The sequence below is a fragment of the Citrobacter sp. CRE-46 genome (assembly GCF_059615875.1).
This window is the reverse complement of the sequence record NZ_JCAPUG010000003.1, coordinates 9,729-28,447: the sequence shown is the minus strand read 5'-3', so window position 1 is coordinate 28,447 and position 18,719 is coordinate 9,729. Positions and strand designations below refer to the sequence as shown.

The window sequence follows — 18,719 nt, the reverse complement described above, 5'->3', positions numbered from 1 at the left end:
GGGGCGCTACTGAGTTGCATCCCGTCGGCGATGGCCCAGCCTGAACGCAGTGCCGACAGTGCGCAGTTTATCGAGTCCCTGCGCGACCGGTCCGATGCGCAGCGCTACCAGCCCACGCCCCCGGCCTTTTTGCAGCCACCCCGCCCGAGCGCACAGGGTAACGCCCTGGCACAGGGATTGCTGCAGCAACAGCGCGAGGCCTCGCAGCGAAGCAAGAAACAGCCGCGTGCACTCTATTTTGTGTCGTTCTCCATTCCGGAGGAGGGGCTTATCCGCATGCTGCCGGAAGCGCGCGAGCTGGATATTCCGGCGGTGGTGAACGGACTGATTGATAACGATATGCGCAAAACGGCAGAGGCGGTCTTCCGCATTACGCGGGAGAAAAACGTGGGTGGGGTGCAGATTGACCCGACGCAGTTTACCCGCTTTGGCATCACCTCGGTGCCATCTCTGGTCGTGACCTGCGGAGAGTCCACGTATGACCTGGTTCGCGGCAATATTCGTCTGCGTCAGGCGCTGGAGCGCGTGGCCTCAGAGGGTGACTGTGCCACCACAGCGAAGGCCATTCTGGCGGAGAATCCGCTATGAAACGACTGACTGTTGTACTGCTGGCTGCGGCATTAACCGTGATGACCGGCCTGCAGGCGAGCGACAAATACCGTCCGGGGAAGGATTTTGCCGACTCCCTCAAAGGTACCGGCCCTGGCGTGCTGGAGAATTTTAAGCCGGAGGAGAGCATTCCTGGCTACAACCCGAACCCGCCGGAGACCGGGCACTACGGCGGCGTGACGGCCGGTGGGGCGGGAAGTCTGGAGAGTACCGGTGCCGGGGAGCTGATTAACTCGGATGTGGGACAACTGACTTCGGAGGTCATTATGAACCGTCCGAAGGACCCGGTATCGATGGATGCGCCGTTTATCAGCAACGGATTTGAGATACAGGATAAGGCCGACATCATCACCAGTGGCAGCTATGACAAGTGCGAGACCGTGAACGTGAACAAAACGGAGCTGACCACCCACCTGTGTGAACGGACGCCAGCAGTGGAGCTGAGTTGTACGCGAAAAGCCGTCATTGGTGGCCAGTGGGTGGATGCAGAAGAGTATCGTGAGGTCACGATACCGCATTCTCAGTTTCGCTTCAGCCGGGATGGAAAAAGGCTGGTATTCAGTTTTACGTCCCCTGTTACCGGAACTGTTGATCACGCATCGCTGACGATATATGCCGCCTTCTTCTTCCTGAACTCCCGTTACACCTTCCTGAACTCCACGTTCAATGTGGGACTGACCGGAGGACAAACAGGATCCTTCGTTCTTTCCGGTGCAACAGGTATGCAGATCACGGATGGACAGGTATTGACCGGGACAGGGTGTTCCGCCAACGGGAACTGTATTTATGGCGGGAACGGAGATGATGTTATCTATGAAAAACTGGTCAGTGGCGCATCGACGTTTACGCTGAAACTCCGGATGAAAGTTGCCTCGAAAGAGTGGATACCGAAAGTAGAATGGGTGGAGACCTGTCCGTTCGACAAGTCAGAGGAAGTGCAGCAGGGCAGCCAGTGCACGGAGCCGGGCGGTAACCGGGTGGTGAATATGGGGGGCAAAGAACATACCGTCTACAGCGACTGCTGGGCCTGGAAGGATACCTACCTGAGCCAGGAAGCCGATAATGCCAGCTGTGATGTGTACATGAAGAATCCCGCCTGTACCGTACTTAAAACGGAATGCCAGGACAAAACCGGTGGCGCCTGTCTGCAGGAGCAGGTGACTTTCTCCTGTGAGAAGAAGCTCAGCGGGGAAATGCAGCTCTGCAGCGGTCAGCTGGTCTGCGCGAACGGCGAGTGCGATGCGCTGGAGAACAACAAGACCGACAGCTTTGCAAAGGCCGTGTCGGCGCTGGCGGCGGTCTCGGCAGCGGCGCAGGATGTGTCAGAACTCAACGATATCAACGTCCGGGCGTTTACAGGACAGAAGCAGGAGTGCCGGATGGCCATCGCCGGGTTCAGCAACTGCTGTAAGGACTCCGGCTGGGGTCAGGGCATCGGGCTGGCCCAGTGTGATACCGAAGAGAAGGCGCTGGGCAAAGCCAAAGAAAAACTGCTGACGGTATACGTCGGAACCTACTGTTCGAAGAAAGCTCTCGGGGTCTGTCTGCAGAAGAAAAAAGCCTACTGCCAATTCGATTCGAAGCTGGCACAGATAGTGCAGGCACAGGGGCGCAAGGCCCAACTGGGGATCGGTTTTGGCAGCGGGAAAAATCCGGACTGCCGGGGGATCACGGTGGAAGAGCTCCAGTCCCTGCAGTTCGACAAAATGGACTTCAGCAACTTCTACAGCGATCTCGATGCCGGTGCCACCATTCCGGCCGACAGCGAGCTGGCCGACCGGGTGAAACAGCAGATTGAGGCGGCCCTGCAGCAGGCCGCAGGAAAGGGATAATGATGCGAAAAATCATGATGACTGCCGTGCTGTCCCTTGCTGTTACCGGTCAGTCTTTTGCCCAGCGCGCCCCTGTTCGCACCTACGTTGATGAACCGATAGTCGGCTGGCACTGGTACAACGAGCCGGTAACGCCCGAGGAGGAAGAGTCGGTACCTGAGCCGACCGTGCCACTGACCTCACTGCCGCCGACCACCCAGATGAAGGTGCTGCAGCGTCTGACCGCTGACCGGCTGAACAACGCCATTCTGTATCCGACGGTGGAAAACTTCAGCGCCTTTATGAAGATGCAGAACTTCTGGACCACTCAGGCCGGGCGTTTCAGCGCAGTGGCCGCCAAATCGATGCTGGCGCACCCTGAACTCGACTACAACCTGAAGTACAGCCACTACAACAGCACCGTCCCCCTGCAGCTGAAGGCCGACCAGACCCTGCAGGAGGCAGCCCTGCGTGAGCTGACCGCGAAGTATGGCCTGTTCTACTTCTACCGGGGCAATAACGCGCTTGATGCGCAGATGGCAAAGGTGGTGAGTCAGGTGGCACAGCAATACGGGGTGGCCCTGGTGGCGGTAAGCATGGACGGGGCGCGCACCCCGGAACTCCCGAATACGCGCCCGGACAGTGGTCAGGCACAGCGTCTCGGTGTCACCCATCTGCCGGCCCTGTTTCTGGTTGAACCGGGGGCTGAGGACTACAAACCGCTGTCCTACGGCTTTATGACCCAGGACGACCTGATGAAGCGTTTTCTGAACGTGGCCCGGGATTTTGCACCCCGGTCCTGATAACCCGAAGGAGGATAAATATGGATAAATACAAGGACAAGCAGGCCGAGAATTTGCTGATGTATCCGGGAATGGCGTTAATGTGTGCTGCCGTGGCGTATTTTTACCTGGCGGGTCTGCTCAGACTCCCGGATGACCTCGCGAAGGACACCCTTCAACTGGCACTCTGGCAACTGGAACTTGTCCGGGAAACGCTGGCATTGTTCGTGACCGGGGCCGTGCTGGCGGCAGGTGGCTGGGGCCTGTCGGTGTTTAATGCCTGGCGCAGATGGTCAGCGGCCGGACAACACCCGCCTGTGGCGGACAACAATGCAAATAAGGACAACGAATGAAAAAGAAACGGAGTATTGCCCTGCTGTACATTCAGGTCACTCTGCTGGCGGCGGTCGTTGGCTGGCTGTTGTTAAAACCTGCACGTGCGTCAGTACTGGCAGAGGTGCAGCGTCTGGAGGCGCACAAGACGGCAGGTGCCCCGCAGAACCAGGCACAACCGGCATCGGCAGATACGGCACCGGCACCACGTCAGACTCCTGTCATGTGGCGCCTGCCGGACGGCAGCCAGGTGAACCTGCGTAATTACAAAATTGTGCTGTTCATGCAGTCGGGCTGTCAGTACTGCCACCAGTTTGACCCGCTGCTCAAATCCCTCTCGGAGCAGATGGGGCTCAGCGTATTTGCCTACACCCTGGACGGACGTGGCGACGCGTCGTTCCCGGATGCCATTCCGGCCCCGTCAGCGGTCATTCAGGACCTGTTCAGCACCATGAAACCGGTGACGCCGGCGGCGTTCCTGGTGGAAGTCAACACCCTGCGCACCCTGCCACTGCTTTACGGGATGGTCGATGCAGGAACCCTGTCGCAGCGGGTGAATGAGGCGCTGATGCTGTCAGAGCAGGCCCGCGCGCAAACACAACATAAAGGAAAATAACGGATGAACAGTATTAAACCGCAGGATGACCGTGTTTTTCGCAGCCGACTGAGTGCCGTCCTGATTACCACAGGCTGCGCCATTATGGTGGCGGCGCTGCTGACTGACATGTTCTGGGGCCAGATGTTTGAGACGCTGTACGGGGCAACGGCAGAGGATTTGGGCGTTGCCGGACGGGAAACCGATCCGCAGATGCTGGCGGAATATGCGACCCTGAAACCGTTGATTAATTTGACGATGTATATCATCCCGACCACGCTGGGGTTTACCGGTGCCGGATTGTTTCTGACCGGAACGGGTATCGCAGTGGTTGATGCCCTTGCTGAACGCTGGCAGGCATGGCGCCACGCCCGCCGCATAGTGGAGTAATCTTCACTATCAGTTTCTTGTCGTTTCGTTTTATCGCATTCGTTCTTCCTTTCTGATTTACCGCTTAATACGGATTTCATTATGACCCGACATACCTTTGCCCCCATCAGGCGGGCGGCGCTGCCATGCCTGATTGCTGCCCTGCTGGCGCTGCCGGCACAGGCTGACGTCAACAGTGACCTTAACAAGTTTTTCAACAAACTCGGCTTTGAAGGCAACGCCACAAAGGCAGCTGTCTGGCAGGGGCAGGCGGCGGGGTATGTGACCGGCGGCAACCTGTTCCTGCGTAATCAGGTAAATCACCTTCAGCTCGTTTCCTTTACCCCACCCAGTATCACCGCCGGGTGTGGTGGAATTGATGCCTACCTCGGTTCATTCTCGTTTATCAACAGCGAACAGATTGAACGCTTTATCCAGCAACTGATGGGGAATGCCGTCGGCTACTTCTTTGACCTGGCTCTGCAGACGGCGGTACCCGGGATGAAGTCGGTAAAAGACTTTATGCAGAAGCTTGCGACTGACCTCAACAGTATGAACGTCTCTTCCTGTCAGGCGGCTCAGGGTATCATCGGTGGTCTGTGGCCAAAGAGTACCGTCCAGTCTCAGAAAATCTGTCAGGACATCGCCGGAGAAACCAATATGTTCTCGGACTGGGCGGCCTCCCGACAGGGCTGCACGGTGGGTGGTCAGCAGGACAAGGTGCTGGACAAAGCCCCGGAAGACATGAAGGACCAGGTGATGAAGAACAAAAACCTGATGTGGGAAATCCTCAAGAAGAACAAACTGGTGAACGGGGACACCCAGATGATGGAACTGGTGATGACCATTACCGGCACCATCATTTATGACAGTAACGGAGACATCACCTTCCTGGACCCGCAGGCCAACAACAGGGACCTGGTGCGCGCCATCATGCACGGCGGGAAAGTCACCGTCACCGGCTGTGTGTCATCGGGTGATTGCGTGAAAACGACGCAGAGGGACGTGACGGTCAGCCAGGCGAACAGCTTTGTGGAACGGGTGACAAAGATTATCCGCAGTATTTCCGACAAGCTGCGCACGGATGAGCGGCTGACGGACCCGGAGAAGGGCTTTATCGAGAGTACCAGTGTGCCGATTCTGCGCTACCTGATGGACCCGCAGATGCTCAATATCTCCAGTTTTTACCCGAACCTTGCCGACTATATCGGTTATGACATTCTGCTCCAGTACCTCCATGAACTGCTGAAGCAGGCCCGGATGCAGCTGAACAGCAAGAACTACACCGAAGACTCGCTCGAGAAGATGCGGGAGAACCTGAATCAGGCCTCGGCCCAGTTGCAGACCCTGCAGGCGGAGGTGAACGTCAAGGCCAACATCCTGATGGAGCTGGAGCAGCGGATGAGCTATCTGCGCCAGCAGGTTTCCACCCACCTGATGGGTCAGTACGAACAGAATCTTAACTTCAGTACCTCGCCCACGCTGACCAAAGAGACCGGGAGCGTGACGCCATGATTGATACCATATACGTCATGAGCGGCGGAGGCTTTTTCGATGTGGCGTTTAAGGGTGTGGCCACGCTCATCCGCTCATCCACCTGGGATTCGTTGTTTAGCATTGTGGGTTTCTTCTCCGCGATGGTGCTCTTCTGGGTCTACCTGCGCAGCAATGACCCGAAGGAGGTGGTGAAGTTTATTGCGGTATTCCTGTTCATCACCAGCGTGCTGATTATCCCTAAACGCTCGGTGCATATTGTGGACCTGACCAGCCCGGCATCAGTATACAAGGTTGATAACGTCCCGGCAGGTCTGGCTGTGCCGTTTCGCTTTGTGACGAGCTTTGGGGCCAGTCTGACAAAGGCGTTTGAGCTGGTTTTTCACACGCCGGACTCGGTGACCTACAGTAAAACCGGGATGCTGTTTGGGGCAAACCTGATGGCCAATACCACCGACATGATGAGTCAGAACGGGGAGTTGTCACAGCTGTTCGCAGACTACGTGCGCCAGTGTGTCATTGGCGACATCATGCTGACCAGCAAGTACTCAATGCAGGAGCTGATGCACTCCACTAACCCGTATGAGCTGATATTCAAAAAGCCCAGCCCACTGCGTGGGGTGATTGTGCCGTATGGCAATAACCTGGCCGCCCCGGGCTTCCAGACCTGTGAAGAGCTGGCGAACAACGTACTGAAGCCAGCGATGGAGGTGGAGACACGTCAGGGCGGGAAAACATGGGATTACTACGTGAAGCGTCTGTTCGGCACCCGACCGTCCTCACACACGCTGTTCGCGCAGATGATGGCGGACAGCTATGGCTTCTACTACCAGGGCGGGCGCAGCGCCAGCGAGATTATGCGCCAGAATGTGACCATGAGTGCGCTGCGCCAGGGTATCACCAGTCACTCAGCTGCCAGCGGGAATGCGGCCAGCCTGGTGAATCTGGCCAACATCTCCTCGGCCAGCAAAATGCGGCTCAGTCAGGCGGCAGCAGGTGGGCTGGCGGCAAACTTCACCCCGGTCATGCACACGGTGCTGATGGCTATGCTGGTCGGGATGTTCCCGATTATTATTTTGCTGGCAGCCCTTCATGATTTCACTATCCCGGTGCTGAAAGGCTATGTTCTGTCCATCGTGTATCTGCAGAGCTGGCCTCCGCTGTATGCCCTGCTTAATTATGCGATGTCGTTTTATCTGCGCGGTGAAACAAGCGGCTTAAATTTCACACTGGCGAGCACCAGTACTATCCAGCAGACCCACAGTGATATCGGGCTGATGGCGGCGTGGCTGTCTAATGCGATTCCGTTTATTGCCGCCGGTCTGGTGTTCGGACTGTGGCGTGTGGTGTCGCAGGCGGGCAACTATCTCGGTTCGTCCATCAACAGCAATGCCTCGGCAGCGGCATCCCAGGCGACGGATGGCTCCTGGTCATTCAACAACATGCAGATGGACAACGTGGCCGGGCATAAATGGGATACCAACCAGTCGTTCCGTGACGGGCAGATGACCACCCAGCATGCCAGTGGGGCTACCACCACCCAGACGCAAAGTGGGGGGCTGGTTCACGATGCACGCAGCGGTGTGTCGAGCCTGGCGACCGATATTCAGTTCGGGAAGATGTTGAGCAGTGGGTATCAGGCTCAGCACCGCGAGGCAGAAAGTCAGGTGCGCAGCCTGAGTCAGGGCATCAGCCATTCCAGTCAGCTGGCCGGCAGTCAGCTGTCGCAGTGGGCGCAGCAACGCGGGAACAGCGACACCTTCACCCAGGGGGCCGACAGCAGCCAGGCCACTTCTCAGGGGCAGGCGCTCAGTAAACTCGACAGTGTGGCGAAAGCCTATGCGCAACAGAACGGTCTTTCCTATTCGGATTCGCTGGCCGAGGTGATGAGCAAATCGCAGGCGATGAATATTGGCGTAGGCGGTAAGGCTGAAGGCGGTATTAATACTGAGCGTTCTCTGGTCGGGGCGGGGGCTAAATGGGTTACCGGTCTCAGCGGCAGCGCCAGACTCTATGGTGACGTCGGATATACAGGTTCAAACGGCTCTTCACACAGCCTGAACTCTGACCTGTCAAACCAGACCCGCAACAGCCGGGACCTGACGGCGCAACAGGCTAAGGATGTGCGTGAATCAATGGATGTCATCAACAGCACCCGCACCACAGACAGCGGCAGCAGCACGCATAATGCGTCCGGCTCCCTGTCCTCGCAGGTCTCCAGCAGCCTGAGTGAACTGCAGAGTCAGATCCGCCAGTATAACGATGCCCTGAACCGCAGCAGTGAATATGCGCAGATGGCGAGTTATGCCGAGAACAACAGCGCGAATATTAACAGCAACTACAGCCAGGAGTTCGTCAGATATGCTCATGAAGTGGCGCCGGGTCGCGCGACCGCTGTTCTGACCGACTCGGGTGACCCGCAGTTGCGTGCTGAACGTGAACAGCTGGCACAGCAGTTCGTGGATGAAAAACTGAAACCCCAGCTGGAACAGACGTACCACGAGAATCTGACCCGTACGGCAGAAGGTATGGGGGATGTGGGCGCGCCGTCCGGTCTGTCGGGGGATCTGCGACAGCAGCATGATACCAGCACAGAGACCATGAAGCAGATGGCAGACGGCGCTGGCGTACAGCGTGCGGAGCAGACAGGCCAGCAGGTCAGTGATGTGCGTCAGAAAGTGGTAACATCAGTAACAGAAACCGGACAAAAAATGGCAGAATACAAAGAGGATATCAGTGGGCAGAAAACAACGCTGAGCCAGGAGTATCAGAGTAAATCAGGTCAGTTTGAACAGGCAAAATCCAGTGAACAGGAAAGACAAGCTGATTGGATTGGTGATAACTTTAAGGCCAGTGAAAAGGTGGATGAAATAAAAACTAAAATGAAGGATATGAATCCTTTTAAGGATAATAAATGAGAGTGACCCGCAGCATGATCGAGCAGGATGCGCAATACCTGCTGGAGTCAGTCCGGACGGTTGATTATGAAATACCAACGTCTGGCAATATTTTTAAAGTGATCTTCAAGGTTTATGGTTTTGTTTTTTCATTGCAAATGACAGGAGTTTTTGTTGACTGGTTGATTTATTACTCTGATGGTGGGTATTACAGCTACTCTGATATAGCCATTCTTTCAGCAGTTTCTCTTGTTGTTGTATTCGGCGTTCTTTGCATCATGCTGTATCAGAATGTGAGCCTTGCGCTGTGTATTCCGGAAGAGATCAGGAGCCAGTCTCTTATCTGCCAGATAGTCAGAAGAAAACTCCGTTCATACTTCGTTGCTGTAGGCTTGTTTAACACTATTGTTGCATTAATACTTCTCTATTGTGGTCACCGACATGTCAGCTATCTGGGTGCCAGCTGGTTTGTGTCTCTTGGTATCGCATCCGTGTGTTTTAGCTATTCAACCGCACGATACTTCACACCTCAGGTCATGGCAGTGATAGATAAAATAGCTGAGGTGATTACACCATCCACTGCGACTAATAAATAGCGTAATAATTATATTGCGTTGATTTTGTTTTTTCTGGTTTATTGCTCGCAATAAGCGAGTCTTTATTTTGTGACTGAATATGATTTGTGTTGATATTCTGTGTGGGATAACGGCCGTTATCTTTATTGTTTAGGAATTATATGAAAGACGTGATTTTATATAAAAATAGAAATTGTATGGTTGTTGCTGTCATTCTGGGTGCCTTTTTATTATCAGGCTGTGGTGCGATGAGTACGGCAATTAAAAAGCGAAATCTGGAAGTCAAAACCCAGATGAGTGAAACCATCTGGATTGAACCCACTAATGAAAAAACGGTGTATCTGCAGATAAAAAATACGTCAGATAAAGACATGAGTGGGCTGCAGAGTAAAATCAACAGCCAAATCCAGTCTAAGGGATACCGTATTGTTTCTGCTCCGGGTGATGCGCATTTCTGGATTCAGGCTAATGTTCTGAAGGCCGACAAAATGGATCTGCGTGAATCTCAGGGCTTCCTGAGTCAGGGCTATCAGGGCGCTGTTACTGGCGCGGCACTGGGTGCCGGCATTGCAGCGTACAACACCGGCTCTGCCGGGACCACACTGGGCGTCGGTCTGGCGGCTGGTCTGGTTGGAATGGCTGCTGATGCAATGGTGGAAGACATCAACTACACCATGGTAACGGATGTACAAATCTCCGAAAGAACCGGGGCTGAAGTGACCACGGATAATGTGGCGGCGCTTAAGCAGGGGACATCCGGCTATAAGGTCCAGACCAGCACGCAGACCGGTAATCAGCATAAGTACCAGACGCGTATTGTCTCGAACGCCAACAAGGTAAACCTCAAGTTTGAAGAGGCGAAGCCAGTACTGGAAGACCAGTTAGCGAAATCCATTGCCAACATTCTCTGATAACACCTGAAGTCTTAATGGCCGCCGCATTCGCCGCGGCCTTTTCTCCCCAAAATAACGGAATCTCCCTCATGAATCTCCTGCTGCTGTCAGGAGCGATGCTCTGCATCCTGCTTCTGACAATGTTGTACCGAAAAGCCGGTGTTCCCCCGGGTAACCGGACTCACCGTCTGCTGCAAAAGCGAACCTGCTATCAGGCGAAGCCGTTTCTGACTGACCGGGAGCGGCGCTTTTATGGCGATCTCGTACACGGGCTGTCCGGTACGTCTCTGCAGGTGATGGCGCAGGTCCGTCTGGCCGATGTGGTGCAGACTGCCGGGGGACTTAACCGGGCTGACGCCCTGTCTCTGTTTCGCCAGATATCACAGTGGCACTGCGATTTTGTTGTCATTGATGCCCGGACGTTTGCGGTGAAAGCCATTGTTGAACTGGATGACCGCTCGCATCTTCGACCGGAACGCCAGCGCCGGGATGCGCTGTTCAATCTGATTGTGGCACAGGCGGGTATTCCGCTGCTGCGGCCCCGCTCAGTGAAGATGGTCGGTGAAGTGGCCGAGGTGTTACGCCGCCTGACCTGAAGGGACTGTCGCTGATTACTGTCTGCTTTTGATTTGATGTGTCGTTGTTCGTGTTCCACTGCTCTTTAACAAACAGGACGTTATCCATGAGTTCTACCAAGCATATTACGCAGGGTGGACAGGTCTTCAGCTACATGCTGAACATGTTCATGCAGGTTAACCGGCGTATTTCCTTCTGGCTGCTCAACGCCTTTATTCTGCTGGTCCCGCTGATTTTCTGGTTCCGCCTGCCCTGGGAGACTATCCGTAACGGCGGGCTGTACTGGTGGCTGCGAATATTCGCCGGCGGTGAGAAGGCGCTGTACCGCGTACCGCCCGTCTATGATGTGCCGTTCAACGGCAAGACCCTGAATGCCACTTCAGAGCAGATTCTGGCCGATGCCTATATGCGCTGGGCCGGGGAAATGTTTCTCCAGGAGCTGTATCTGTCCCTGTTCTGGGCGTCGGTCGTGGTGGTGGCCATTGCCTTTGCGGTATATGGTTTCCTGCGCCGCCTGGGTGCCCGTCAGGCCCGGGATGAGCGGATGGGCGGGCGTGAACTCTCGGACGATGTGAAGGCCGTGGCCCGGGAGATGACGCGCCGGGGGGAGGCGTCTCCGTTGCGTATCGATGGTCTGCCGCTGATGCTTAACAGCGAGGTGCAGAACCTGCTGATGTACGGCACTCCCGGCTCCGGGAAGTCCAACACCATCAACAAGCTGCTGCGTCAGCTGCGGGCGCAGGGCGATATGGTGATTGTCTATGACAAGGGCTGTTCGCTGATAAAGAAGCATTTTAACGAACGTGATGACGTCCTGCTCAATGCCCTGGACCGCCGTTGTGCCTACTGGGACATGTTCCGTGAGTTCCAGACCATCCCCGATTTTGACAGCGCCTCCTCCACCCTGATACCGATGGGTACGAAGGAGGACCCGTTCTGGCAGAGTTCGGCCCGCACCATTTTCTCGGCGGTGGCGTACCGGCAGAAAAAAAGCGGCAACCACAGCTATAACGCGCTATTGCGCACGCTTCTGGCCATCGACCTGAAAGCTCTGCGTGAGTATCTGGCCGGGACCGAGGCCAGCAACCTGGTGGAAGAGAAGGTGGAGAAGACTGCCATCTCGATTCGCAGCGTGCTGACCAACTACGTCAAGGCATTGCGCTATCTGCAGGGTATCGAACGCAGTGGCAAAAAACCGTTCACCATCAGGGACTGGATGAGCAGCGTCAACGACCCGCAGATTAAACAGCACAGCTGGCTATGGATAACCAGTAATGCCCGCCAGCATGAGTCCCTCAAGCCACTGATTTCCATGTGGCTGGCGCAGGCGGCCAACTGCCTGCTGGAGATGGGGGAGAACCAGCACCGTCGGGTGTGGTTTATCTATGACGAACTCCCGTCGCTTAACAAACTTCCTGAATTACCGGGCGTACTGGCGGAGGCCCGTAAGTTCGGTGGCTGTTTCGTGTTGGGTTTCCAGGCCAAAGCCCAGATGGATTACACCTACGGTAAGGACTTTGCCGACGCCATGCTGGGACTGGTGAATACCCGCTTCTTCTTCCGTAACCCCTCCCGGGATGAGGCGGAGTGGGTGCAGGGGGAAATCGGGCAGACCCGCGATAAAGTCTTCAGCGAGCAGTACAGCTACGGGGCAGACACTGTCCGTGACGGGGTGTCCTTCAGCAAGGATGAAGAGGACCGCTATCTGGTCAACTACACCGACGTGCAGACCCTGCCGAATCTCAGTTGTTATGTGACGTACCCCGGTGACTATCCGGCGGTACGCATGAGCATGCGCTACGAGAAGCTGAAGGACTGTGCTGACGAGATTCAGATGCGCGATATCAACGACAGTCTGGCCCCGGAAATCGAGGCGCAGATTGCCGAACGCGAGCGGGAAGAAGGGGATATCTCGCGTCTGATGGCGGTACTGGACGGGACATCAGCAACTGGTGCCCCGAAGGCTGTGAACAATACATCTCCAGCGACTACAGCTAATGCCGCAACAATTGAGCCGTCTGCTGTCTCACCTTCATCTGCTGTGGTCAGTCAGGCGACAGCAGCGACGGTGACCACTGCTGTGGTGGCTGCGGCAACCACAGCGGCAATGGCAGATGACAGTAACCCGGTGGAAGAGCAGGAGTTGCGCAGGGAGGATGACGGTATCGTGAATATGGACACCGGGGAAGTGTTGTACCCGGGCGATGCCGGCTATGAAGAGCTGGATGAGAAGTTCAACCGGGCCTTCGGTGAGGCGGTGGACGCGCTGCGCGAGGATGAGCGCAACATGGTGTTTCATGCACGCGAAGGCCGGGAGTTTGACGGCGATGACCGTGAGCCGGGAGACTGGTGATGCTGAGCATAGCCCCGATTGCCGGTGGCGGTGCCGGCTATTACACCGCGCAGGACAACTATTATTTTCTCGGCAGCGCCGAATCCCGCTGGCTGGGTGAGGGCGCGAAAGTGCTGGGACTGGAGGGCGCGGTGGACGCGCGCCAGCTGGATGAACTTATCGCCGGGCGCCTGCCGGACGGGACCAGTCTGGAGCGAATGTCGGGAGGTGTAAACACCCACCGCAGCGGCTATGACCTGACCTTCTCGGCCCCCAAAAGCGTGTCGGTGCTGATAACCCTGTACGGGGAAAACCGGTTGCTGGACGCACATAACAACGCTGTGGAGGCGGTCAGCCGGGAAATTGAGTCACTGATTGGAACACGCGTAATGACTGACGGTATCCGTCAGCAGATCAGTACCGGCAGTATGGTTGCTGCCATGTTCAATCATGATACTTCCCGTGAGCTTGATCCGCAGGTTCACACCCATTTTCTTCTGCTGAACATGACGGAGAAGGACGGTCAGTGGTACACCCTGTCCAGCGACACCCGGGGGCGCAGTGGCACCATCGATGCGCTGTACGACAACAAAATAGCGCTGGGACAGATTTACCGCAGCGAACTGCGGCGGCAGGTGGAGGTGATGGGGCTGGAGACTATCAGTGCCGGTAAGCATGACCTCTGGGAAATCAAGGGTGTGCCCACCGAGCCGTTTTCCACCCGCAGTCAGCAGATACGTGAGGTGGCGGGTGAGGATGCGAGTGCAAAATCCCGTGATGTGGCGGCGCTGGATACCCGTCAGGCCAAACAGAAAGAGCCGGACCGTGATGAGCTGCTGACGCAGTGGCACGAACGGATGGATAAAACCGGTTTTAATTACCGGGAACTGCGTGAGAGGGCTGCGGTCCGGGCGCAGGAGCAAACTCAGCAGCCACAGGTGAACAGTGTGGATAAGGCGCAGACGGTCGCCGCGGATATGCAGCAGGCCGTCAGCCAGGCCATTTCGCTCCTGAGCGACCGTAAGACACAGTTCAGTTATTCGGAGGTCCTGAGTCGCACGCTGGCGCAGATAAATGCACAACCGGGAAGCATCGCGCTGGCGCGCGGCGGGATTGAGGTCGCTATCGGACGCGGAGAGCTGGTTCCGCTGGACAAGGAAAAGGGGCTGTTTACGTCCTCCATCCATCTGCTCGATGAGCTGAGTGTGCAGCATCTGGCCCGCCAGATGGCACGGGACAACCGGGTGATGGTGACCGCCCGTCCGGAGGTGGCACCTGTCGGTGCGATGGCGGTGCTGGCCGATACCCTGCCAGCGGTGGCCATTGTTGCTACCGGACGCGGGACTGCTGCGCAGCGGGAAGGCATTCAGGCGATGGTGGCGCTGGCGGAGGGTCAGGGGCGAACAGTGCAGGTGATGGCCACGGACAAACGGTCGGCGGCGTTTCTTTCTGAGCAGTCCGGTCTGGCAGGGCGCGTGACTGACAAAAGCCTGCTGACCGCCGACAACCTGGTGCCGGACAGTACACTGGTGGTGAGCGGGGCGGAAAAGCTGTCGGTGAAGGAGGCGCTTACCCTGCTGGACCAGGCTTCACGCCGTAACGTACAGGTTCTGCTGGCGGACAGTGGAGGGCGTCAGGGGACCGGCAGCGCGCTGGCCACCCTGCAGGAAGCCGGGGTGGTACGTCTGCATACCGACAGACAATCCGGCGTGAGTGTTGAGGTGGTGAGTACCGGCGACCGTCGCCAGCGCTATGCGCAGCTGGCCTCAGATTATGCGGCGTTCAGCGCCCGGGGTGAAGCCGTGGTGGCACAGGCTCCGGGCCGGGAGCAGCCCGCGCTGGTTGAGGCTATCCGACATCGCCTCCGCGAAGAGAGCGTTCTGGCGACAAAAGAAAACATGGTTAAAACGCTGACCCCGGTCTTTCTCGACAGTAAAACCCGCAGCCAGACTGACAGCTACCGTGAAGGCCAGGTGCTGGAACGCTTTAACCCGGACACCCGGCGCACGGAGCGTCACACCATTGACCGGGTGACCGCCCGCAGTCGCACCCTGACCCTGAAAGACGATTCTGGAAAGTCACAGGTGATGAAGCTCAGTGATATCGACAGCAGCTGGCGTCTGTATCAGCCCGGGACGTTAGCGGTGGCTGAGGGTGAAAAACTGGTATTAACCGGACGGCAGGGAAAATTATCTGCCGGTGACACTGTCACGGTAGAAGGGGCCGCAGCCCGCACTCTGACCGTGCGGCACGGCGACCGGACTCACCGTCTGCAGGTCGGAGACGGACTGAAGGTGGTGCAGGGGTATGTGACCTCACCGGGGAAAGACGTTCGCGAACAGGGCACGGTACTGGCGGCGGTCTCCGCCCGGGATACGCAGGCGCAGATGCTGAATACGCTGGCCGTCAGCGGCGACAAGGTCCGATTGTACACGTCGCTTGCTGAAGATGAGGCGCACAGTCGTCTTTCCCGCTCGCCGCTGTATCGTCAGGCCCGGGAGCAGGTCAGTCCGGATGGTCGTCCCCTGGATACCGCGATGCAGCAGGCGCGGGACAGCCTGATGCCCGTCCCGGAGAAGGCGGTCCGTCAGGCGATTGCGGTGGTGCAGGGCAGCGAGGTGGTTTTCTCGCGTCTGGATGTGGCGCAGGAGGCCCTGAAGATGCACCCGGAGATGACCCTGCAGAAAGTGAACGCGACCTTCCGTGCCCTCGTCAGCAGCGGTGAGATGCTGGCGGTGCCGGGGGACAAAAGCGGCACCCGCTTTGTCCCGGCGGAATCGTATCTGCAGGAGAAGGCCATCATCCGCACCCTGGCGGAGGGTAAGGCCACGCAGCCTGCGCTGATGCCCGGCGCAGACCCGGCCCTGTTTCAGGGGCTTACACCCGGTCAGCAGAGCGGCAGCCGTCTGATACTGGAAAGCACGGACCGTTTCATCGCCATCCAGGGCTATGCCGGGGTGGGAAAGACCACCCAGTTTCGCACCGTACTGACGGCCCTCGATACGCTGCCGGCAGAGAGCAAACCCGATATTCTGGGGCTTGCGCCCACCCACCGCGCCGTCAGCGAGATGCAGGGCGTGGGTGTAAAGGCTCAGACCATCGCTTCCTTTCTGATGGACACGGAACGTCGTCTGCAGTCAGGAGAGAAGCTCAGCTTCGGCAATACCCTGTTCCTGGTGGATGAAAGCTCGATGGTGGGAAACCGGGATATGGCGGACACCCTGACCCGGATTGCCGCTCTGGGCGGTCGGGCTGTGCTCTCCGGAGACAGCCTGCAGCTGCAGGCCGTGGCCAGCGGTGCGCCGTTCACTCTGATGCAGCAGCGAAGCGCCATCGATGTGGCGGTGATGAAGGATATTGTGCGCCAGATTCCGGAACTGCGCCCCGCGGTGTATGCCCTGCTGGAAGGGCGGGCACCTGAGGCTCTCGATACCATCCGCAGCGTCACCCCGGCGCAGATAACCCGTGAGAACGGCGGTTATGTCCCGGTCTCTTCCGTGACTGAAATCCGGCAGACAAAAGAGCAGAAAGAACAGGACGGGGACCGTGTCATCGCGGCCATTGTGGATGACTACACCGGGCGTACGACAGATGCCCGTCGCCAGACCCTGATAGTGACCCAGACCAACGCGGACAGCGCGGCCATTAACGCCGGTATCCATGAACGGCTCCATGAACAGGGGAAGCTCGGTGCCCGTGAAGTGGATACCGAGATACTGGTGCGTGAGAAAACGCAGACGGAATCCCTCAAATCGGTAGCTGGTCTGGCCCGTTATAGCGGAAATATCGCCCTGATTAACCAGCAGTACTACACCCTTCACAGTCCGGACGGTAAGAACGGCGTGGTGATACTGCAGGACCAGGAGGGAAAAGACCATCTGCTGTCGGCTTTTGAAAGCAGCCTGCGGGATATCGCCGTATTTTCGCGCCAGAGTATCCGGCTGTCGGAAGGGGACCTGGTGCGTTTCACCCGTAACGACCGGGAGCAGGGGCGGGACACGCAGACCCTGTGGACCGTCAGTCAGGCAAACGCTGACGGCTCACTGACCCTGCAACACGGCAGTGAGACGCGTCTGATACAACCCGGAAAAGACCTGCAGGACAGCCATCTGGACTATGCGTACGCCGGGACCGCGCACCGGGCGCAGGGGGCCAGTGAGTCTTTCGTCATTGCGCTCGCCGGTGCCACCGGCAGCAGAAAAATGCTGGCAGGGCTCAGCGATGCGTATGTGGCGTTATCGCGTATGAAAGAGCACGTGCAGGTGTATACCGACAATCTCAGTGACTGGATGTCAGCGGTGGCAGACAGCACCGCCCGACTGACCGCTCATGATGTGCTCGGTAAAGAGCAGGACCGACGCGCCGCGACCGGACAAACGCTGTGGGAGAGTGCCGGTCAGCTTAATACGACTGCCATCGGGCGTGCGTTGCTGCGTGAAACAGGTCTCCCGGCAGAAGGCGAGGCCCGGTTTATCGGCGGCAGCCGGAAGTATCCGTCTCCTCATGTGGCGTGGCCTGCGTATGACCGCAGCGGAAATCAGCAGGGCGTCTGGCTGAGTGAAATTCGTCGGGATGAGGAGGGCAGGCTGCAGGGCATCGGCGAGAGCGGACGTCTGCTGGGTGCGGAAAGCGCAGAGCTGATTGTGCTCCAGCAGAGCCGGAGCGGTGTGACGCTCCAGGCCACAGACCAGCAGGAGGCGTTGAAGCTGGCGGCATCCCATCCGGAAAGCGGGGTGGTACTGACATCAGAGAAAGCGGCCCTGCCGGACTGGCTGCTGCAGAAACTCACGCAGGGGCAGCGCCCGGAGAATATCGCCCCCCTGGCGTCAGCACAGACTCAGGACAGCACGGTGGTGGTTCTGCAGACGCCAGAGGAGAAGGCACAGCAGGCCGCTGAGCAGGCGGTACGCGAGGCGCTGCGACAGGAGAAGGACCGGAACATCGTGCTGCCAGAGCGAGACGGGAAACCGGAGCAGGATGCGCTGATACAGCAGGGGGTGGAACAGGAGCTGCGGCGCGCCGACCGGGAACAGCGTCTGGAAGAGCGTGAAACCGAACGCCAGGCGGCCCGGGAGATACAGGCGGCGAAAGCCGTCACGGCGCAGGAGCATCTGCGCGAACTGGAGAAGGAGATCGTACTTACCCGGGAGAAAACACTGTGATCGACAAAAAAGAATACGTTTACAATCCAAAACTTTTTCGGCGTAACGTTCAGCGTTTTCAAAAAAGAGCCGGGAGAGAAGGGATATTTTTCGCAGGCGTAATGGCGGGCATGGTGATGTCGGGCATCGCAGTATTCCTGTTTCCTCATGAAACGCTGGAGCTGGTTGTCTTCGTTATACGTTTTCGACAATACGGAAGTTTAACCTGGCCATTGTCTTAAGCGGTGCTGACGCCTTCGCTGCGCTCAGTTGCCGAAATCCAACCCTGGCAGAATTTAGCTGCCAAAAAGG

At 57.4% G+C, this 18,719-nt stretch carries 14 protein-coding genes; all 14 read left to right on the top strand.

From position 1 onward, the window contains the following. Positions 1-30 precede the first annotated feature (30 nt). Positions 31-588 carry a type-F conjugative transfer system pilin assembly protein TrbC gene (gene trbC, locus AC534G_RS26200; RefSeq protein WP_253076421.1) on the top strand — a complete coding sequence of 186 codons (558 nt, stop codon included), beginning with the start codon at positions 31-33 and terminating at the stop codon, positions 586-588. After that, positions 585-2,441, top strand: coding sequence for a type-F conjugative transfer system mating-pair stabilization protein TraN (traN, locus tag AC534G_RS26195; RefSeq protein WP_253076381.1), 1,857 nt, complete (start codon positions 585-587; stop codon positions 2,439-2,441). The genes trbC and traN overlap by 4 nt, the downstream gene beginning before the upstream one ends. Continuing rightward, a complete protein-coding gene (gene traF, locus AC534G_RS26190; RefSeq protein ID WP_496594619.1) occupies positions 2,441-3,223 on the top strand; it encodes a type-F conjugative transfer system pilin assembly protein TraF in 783 nt (260 codons plus the stop codon). Before traN ends, traF begins: the two co-directional genes overlap by 1 nt. Before the next feature lie 20 nt (positions 3,224-3,243). Continuing rightward, positions 3,244-3,555, top strand: coding sequence for a hypothetical protein (locus tag AC534G_RS26185; protein ID WP_253076464.1), 312 nt, complete (start codon positions 3,244-3,246; stop codon positions 3,553-3,555). Continuing rightward, on the top strand, positions 3,552-4,151 hold the full coding sequence (gene trbB, locus AC534G_RS26180; protein WP_253076463.1) for a type-F conjugative transfer system pilin assembly thiol-disulfide isomerase TrbB: 600 nt from the start codon (positions 3,552-3,554) through the stop codon (positions 4,149-4,151). The genes AC534G_RS26185 and trbB overlap by 4 nt, the downstream gene beginning before the upstream one ends. Before the next feature lie 3 nt (positions 4,152-4,154). Beyond that, a complete protein-coding gene (locus tag AC534G_RS26175) occupies positions 4,155-4,520 on the top strand; it encodes a hypothetical protein (RefSeq protein WP_253076462.1) in 366 nt (121 codons plus the stop codon). 81 nt (positions 4,521-4,601) lie between these two features. Beyond that, on the top strand, positions 4,602-6,014 hold the full coding sequence (traH, locus tag AC534G_RS26170) for a conjugal transfer pilus assembly protein TraH (RefSeq protein ID WP_253076461.1): 1,413 nt from the start codon (positions 4,602-4,604) through the stop codon (positions 6,012-6,014). Further along, positions 6,011-8,911, top strand: coding sequence for a conjugal transfer mating-pair stabilization protein TraG (gene traG / locus AC534G_RS26165; RefSeq protein ID WP_496594618.1), 2,901 nt, complete (start codon positions 6,011-6,013; stop codon positions 8,909-8,911). Before traH ends, traG begins: the two co-directional genes overlap by 4 nt. Further along, complete coding sequence (locus AC534G_RS26160) at positions 8,908-9,486, top strand: hypothetical protein (protein ID WP_253076387.1); 579 nt, start codon at positions 8,908-8,910, stop codon at positions 9,484-9,486. The genes traG and AC534G_RS26160 overlap by 4 nt, the downstream gene beginning before the upstream one ends. 140 nt (positions 9,487-9,626) lie before the next feature. Continuing rightward, positions 9,627-10,376 carry a conjugal transfer complement resistance protein TraT gene (gene traT / locus AC534G_RS26155; RefSeq protein ID WP_290446764.1) on the top strand — a complete coding sequence of 250 codons (750 nt, stop codon included), beginning with the start codon at positions 9,627-9,629 and terminating at the stop codon, positions 10,374-10,376. 71 nt (positions 10,377-10,447) lie between these two features. Further along, the gene (locus tag AC534G_RS26150; RefSeq protein ID WP_496594617.1) at positions 10,448-10,954 is read left to right on the top strand and encodes a DUF2726 domain-containing protein; all 507 of its coding nucleotides are present in this window, start codon (positions 10,448-10,450) and stop codon (positions 10,952-10,954) included. Positions 10,955-11,040: 86 nt separating this feature from the next. After that, entirely contained in the window at positions 11,041-13,287 is a 2,247-nt protein-coding gene (gene traD / locus AC534G_RS26145; protein WP_253076389.1) for a type IV conjugative transfer system coupling protein TraD, read from the top strand. Next, positions 13,287-18,428, top strand: a complete 5,142-nt coding sequence (traI, locus tag AC534G_RS26140; protein ID WP_253076390.1) for a conjugative transfer relaxase/helicase TraI — start codon at positions 13,287-13,289, stop codon at positions 18,426-18,428. Before traD ends, traI begins: the two co-directional genes overlap by 1 nt. Further along, positions 18,425-18,649, top strand: coding sequence for a hypothetical protein (locus AC534G_RS26135; RefSeq protein WP_253076391.1), 225 nt, complete (start codon positions 18,425-18,427; stop codon positions 18,647-18,649). The genes traI and AC534G_RS26135 overlap by 4 nt, the downstream gene beginning before the upstream one ends. The last annotated feature ends 70 nt before the right edge of the window (positions 18,650-18,719 follow it).